Genomic DNA, 5,260 nt, shown 5'->3' with positions numbered 1-5,260 from the left:
TTCGACCGAATGGTCAAAAACCTGTATTCCTATCATATCTCGATCAAAGAAACTAACAAGATTCTTGGGCAAAAGATAGCGAGACTGCGGTCTGTCCAGGAGATAAGCGAGGCGATTCTGGGGCCTTATGAGCTCGAGCAGGTTCTCTATATGGTGCTCACCGCGCTAACAGCTGGCGAGGGCTTTGGCTTCAATAGAGCGTTCCTCTTTCTTGTGAATAGCACAGAGGAGTTCCTTGCGGGCAAGATGGCCGTAGGCCCCTACGACCACGAGGAGGCCATGCGCATCTGGGGACGCTTCCCAAAGGAAAAAAGGCCGCTCAAGGAGCTGATGAGGGTATGGGATAAGATATGGCTGGAGAGCAAGATCAACCAGGCCGTGAAACCGATTAGGTTCCGGCTCAACAGCCAAGATAATGTCCTGGTCCAATCGCTTATGGAAAACATGATCATAAACGTTCCAGACGTCTCTTCGGACAAACGGGCGTGGCCGATTGCCGAGGGGATCAAGACTAATGCGTTCGCCGTGCTCCCACTCGTAAAGGACGAGCGCAGGATTGGGGTCGTAGTAGTTGACAATTTCGTCACGCGAGCCCCAATACCCGATGAGGACCTCGAGCCGATCGCACCCTTCACATCATTCGTAGCGATCGCTATCCATACCGCCGCCTTGAACGATCAGCTCCGCCGCCAGGTAACAGACCTGGACAAGGCACACAAGAGGCTTCGCTCGCAGCGGCAGATCATAGCTCGGTCGCAGCAGTTGGCGCAGATGGGTCGCCTCACTGCCGACCTCGCCCATGAGATAAGGAACCCGATGACGTTGATTGGGGGATTTGCTCGGGTCTTGGTTCAGAAGCTTCCTAAGCAAGGCGAGCTCCACGATAATGCTCAGATCATCGCAGACGAGGTGTCGCGGCTTGAGCAACTCCTCAACAACGCTCTGAAAATGACGATGGATGAGACGCCGCGCTATGAGCCTGGAAACATCACTTTTCTCATCATGGAGACACTGAACCTGATCTCATCGGAATGTGAGAAGAAATCGATCAGGATAGTTAAAAACCTTAAGGATGACCTTCCGCTAATGCTGCTCGATCGACAGAAGCTCAAGGAAGTCTTTATTAACCTGCTTCAAAACGCGATACAGTCGATGCCTGATGGGGGCACAATCACTGTTTCGTCCGTCCGTCAGGATGGGAATCTTCAGCTATCGATTTCCGATACAGGTGTTGGCATAAAGGAGAGTGAGAAGGAGTTCATATTCAATCCTTTCTACACATCGAGCCCCGGTGGAACAGGTCTGGGACTGCCTCTTGCCAACAGGATCGTTGAGGCCATGTCAGGGAGCATCTCCATGGAGAGCAAGGTCGGCCAGGGCTCAACGTTCCGGTTGACCATCCCAATAAGAAAAGTAGAGACTAAGAAACCAACACCCCTAGCGAAGCTCGCTCACGAGGCATGACTGTTGTTTGAAAAAACCGAAAGGTGGTGATCCGATATGGCTACGGTGCTGATTGTGGATGATGACGCTGCTTTGAGAATGCTCTACGAGGAGGAGCTCTCAAACGAAGGCTGGGAGGTTACACTCGCCGGCTCGGGAGAAGAGGCGGTTAAGAACATCGCGGAGAAAAGGCCGGATATCATTGTTCTCGACATTAGGATGGAGGGACTTGACGGGCTGGACACGCTCCAAAAAATCATGACAAGCGATAAATCGATCCCTGTCATCCTGAACACTGCTTACAGCAGCTATCAGGACGATTTTAGGACGTGGGCCGCCGATGCCTACATTGTCAAATCATCCGATCTAAGCGAATTGAAAATTACTGTGCGCAAAATCCTTGAAGAAAAGGGCGCAAGCTGACCTCGAGGCGATGCAGTGATAACGCCCCAACAGAACCCAAACCACTTCTGTGGTAGCCGCCTCAAGCGCTGGATTCCACACGCGGCAGCGGCATGGCTTGGATGAATCTCATGTCCACCATCTCCAGACAGCGTTACGCCTCAGTGGCCGACCGTGCTCGCACCCCGGTAAGATTGAAGCGCAGCGGTAGGAAGCAGTGAACTACGAGCTTCTCAGGACTGATTTCCTCGTGATCGGCAGCGGCGTGGCCGGCCTGAGAGCGGCAATAGCGCTAGCCGATGCGGGCGATGTGGTGGTCCTTGCTAAGTCCGCGCTGTCCGAGGGTAGCACCGAGTACGCTCAGGGCGGCGTAGCGGTGGCGTTAAGCGACGATGACGAAATAGTTTTTCATGAGCAGGACACTCTCAGGGCTGGCGCGGAGCTCTGCGAAAAGGATGCCGTCCGAATACTGGTTACAGAAGGCCCCACACGAATAGAAGAACTGATCGAATGGGGCGCCTCGTTTGACACAGAGAACGGGAAGCTGTGGTTCAGCCTTGAGGGCGCACATAGTAAAAGGCGCGTGATCCATTCGCATGGCGATTCGACCGGGGCGGAGATCGAGCGCGCCCTTTTAGCAAAGGCCAAACCACACGAGAACATAACATTTCTCGACCACGCATTCACGATCGATCTCTTGGTCCACGAAGGCACATGTTGTGGTGCGTTCATTCTTGTTGGCCAGCAGCGTTTTTGCTTAGTCTGTGTCGAGGCCCAGGCAACGGTTCTCGCGACGGGCGGCGCTGGGCAAGTTTATTCTGTTACGACCAACCCAGAGGTTTCAACCGGGGACGGCCCAGCGATCGCCTTCAGAGCTGGCGCGGAGCTCACGGACATGGAGTTTGTGCAGTTTCATCCAACAGCACTCTACAAGAAAGGTGTGCCCACATTTCTTCTCTCCGAGGCGATGAGAGGAGAGGGTGGTGTCCTGCTAAACGCCAAGGGCGAACGCTTCATGCTAAGGGCTCATCCTCAGGCGGAACTTGCCCCCCGGGACGTCGTCTCACGCGCCATAGTCACGGAGATCCATGAGTCGGGCAGCGATGAAATGTATCTTGACTTGAGACATCTTAAGTCGGGCTTTGTTCAAGAGCGCTTTCCCCGGATATACGAGACCTGTCTGAAGGTCGGCCTGCGCGCCGACAGGGACTTGCTGCCGATCCGGCCCGCGGCGCATTACATCATGGGCGGCGTGCGATCGGACAAGAACGGCAAGGCCTCTTTGCCGGGGCTGTTCGCGTGCGGCGAGGTTGCGGGCACCGGGGTCCACGGGGCAAACCGCCTCGCCTCCAACTCCCTTCTCGAGGGGATAGTATTTGGCAAACGAGCTGGCGATTCGGCCAAAGAGCTGCTTGCGCGTTCAGCTGGACCTCCTGAGTCGCTCATTCGAGGTCTCGTGCACGAGCTCGCTTTGAGATCAGATATCTCTCTCAACGAAATCGGCGAGGCAAAGAAGCAGATGCGGGAGATGATGTGGGAGAACGTGGGCATAATACGGGACTTCGCGGGGCTCGAGAGTGCCCGTGCGGTGCTGTCAAGGCTTGCCTTCCTTGCGGAGATAACGCTTCCGGACCCTGCTGCGCTGGAGGCGAGAAACATGTTTTATACCGCGGCCGCTATCCGGTTTGCCGCGGCAGAGCGAACTGAGAGCAGAGGAGCGCATTACAGATCGGATTTCCCCTCAGCGGATGATCAGCATTGGCTCATTCATAGGACGATTCCGGCAGAGATGGGGCTGGACTCACTGCTGGCTTAGTCTGGGCCCGCGCTACACGTTGGACAGAGGACATGGTTCTGCGGCCGAGCGCGGGTTGATTTGAACGAGATAGTTATGATACCTTGTCTAGTAATGAAGGGAAGGCGGGCTGTTAGATGGGAAAGTCTCAGTTGCATCTCAGACCGTGCTCTCACAATTTGAAAGGAGACCGTGATGAACCGCACGAAGCGTGCATTCCTTACGTATGAGGCATTAGTTCTTGCAGTAATCTGTTTGCTTCTAATATCGCCGCTTGCTCACTCTGAGACCAAGTTTCTCCCGGGCTTCAAGCCGGCGGTTCTCAAGATCGTCAACCTAGACATCTCCAACTTTCCGACGGTCAACTGCGAGGTAGCCTTTCGCTACTACACTGGTGAGGAGATCTCTTTGAACGGGGACCTCACGCTAAGGCTTTACGAGGATGAGATACCGATTACTGACTTCACCCTGCAGTCCTCTCGCATGATCGCAACCGTCTTCCTTATTGACACGAGCGGTAGCATGCGCGGCCGAATGGAGAGGGTGGCCGAGGGCGTCAAGGCGTATCTTGAACGGCTGGGCCCGGACGACAAAGTAATGGTCATGGAGTTCAATAGTTGGCGCGGCTACACACCAGTCGTTCAGGATTTCACCAACGACACTGAGCTGATTCAGAAAACGATCGCAAACCTAGAGCCTCGTGGTCAGACCGCTATATACGACGCTGTGGCCGACGCCAGCGACAAGTTCTACCCCACCTACCGTGATGCTGCGAAAGTAATAATCGTTCTGAGCGACGGCGAGGATAACAACAGCGTCCGGGAATGGTTCACGGCGATAAGCTTCGCAAAAGAGCACAACATAAGAATCTTCTTCGTGGCGCTCGGCCCTGAGGCTGATACAAGAACCTTCTCTCGAATCTGCCGCGAGACAGATGGCAAGGTCTTTACCGCCCCCACGGAAGAATCGCTGCCAGATACTTACGAGAGCATCTCAAAAAGCGTTCGTGCAAGAGGCGCCGTGCTTAGCTACCAGACCAATGGCAATGTTACCGCAGACGGCCGCCCGCATTACCTCCAGGTTGGCGTCTATAAGGGAGCGAAGTTGTGGGCAAAATCATCTCTTAAATCCTACAAGTTCAGAATCCTGAAGACAGCTGACCAGCTGGCACGAGATGAGCAGGCAAGGCAGGCTCTGAAGGAAAAGAAGGAACAGGATGCGGCTGCGGCTGCGCAGGCGAAAGAGGCCCCCGAGAAGGCGAAGGCAGCAGAAGCCGCCGAAACGCCCAAGCCGGACGCGAAAGAGGGCGAACAAGCCAAGGAAAAACCTGCTGCGGAGGCAGAGCCTAAGTCAGAGGCCAAATCTGAAGAACAGCAAAAGAAAGAAGAATCCAAGGAAAAGCCCAAGGCGGAGAAGAAGGGCGAATAACGTTCTGCCGGAGGGCTGCTGCTTAGATTAGCAGTCAACCGCAGAAGCCTTTTTCACGCTAGCCTGAGTTTCCGCTTTGACTAATTGTCTGGTTTGATTCTGTAGGCTAATGCGACTTGTATTGGGCGTTTGTGCCTGCTGGCCTGCGTATTACCCTTCGCATCAATAGGTCTGCAATCCTACGTTCAAAAA

4 protein-coding genes are annotated in these 5,260 nt (G+C 54.5%); all 4 read left to right on the top strand.

Annotated elements, in window-relative coordinates; all coding sequences use genetic code 11:
• Positions 1–1,464: ATP-binding protein (locus VM163_11265; GenBank protein ID HUT04459.1), on the top strand; the 1,464-nt coding region annotated here is incomplete at its 5' end.
• Between the two features lie 36 nt (positions 1,465–1,500).
• Positions 1,501–1,866, top strand: coding sequence for a response regulator (locus VM163_11260; GenBank protein ID HUT04458.1), 366 nt, complete (start codon positions 1,501–1,503; stop codon positions 1,864–1,866).
• A 196-nt stretch (positions 1,867–2,062) separates the two neighbouring features.
• The gene (gene nadB, locus VM163_11255) at positions 2,063–3,661 is read left to right on the top strand and encodes an L-aspartate oxidase (GenBank protein HUT04457.1); all 1,599 of its coding nucleotides are present in this window, start codon (positions 2,063–2,065) and stop codon (positions 3,659–3,661) included.
• A 174-nt stretch (positions 3,662–3,835) separates the two neighbouring features.
• Positions 3,836–5,068 (top strand): vWA domain-containing protein, encoded by a 1,233-nt coding sequence (locus tag VM163_11250; protein ID HUT04456.1) that lies wholly within the window; start codon positions 3,836–3,838, stop codon positions 5,066–5,068.
• Positions 5,069–5,260 lie beyond the last annotated feature (192 nt).

The organism is bacterium (genome assembly GCA_035527515.1).
Lineage (GTDB): Bacteria > B130-G9 > B130-G9 > B130-G9 > B130-G9 > B130-G9.
Note: the sequence above shows the minus strand (reverse complement) of the source record. Positions and strands in the feature narration are given on the sequence as shown.

Excerpts from the sequence above, each read along its gene's own strand:
- VM163_11260 (HUT04458.1), top strand. The coding sequence starts at position 1,501 with ATGGCTACGGTGCTGATTGTGGATGATGACGCTGCTTTGAGAATGCTC.
- VM163_11250 (HUT04456.1), top strand. The coding sequence starts at position 3,836 with ATGAACCGCACGAAGCGTGCATTCCTTACGTATGAGGCATTAGTTCTT.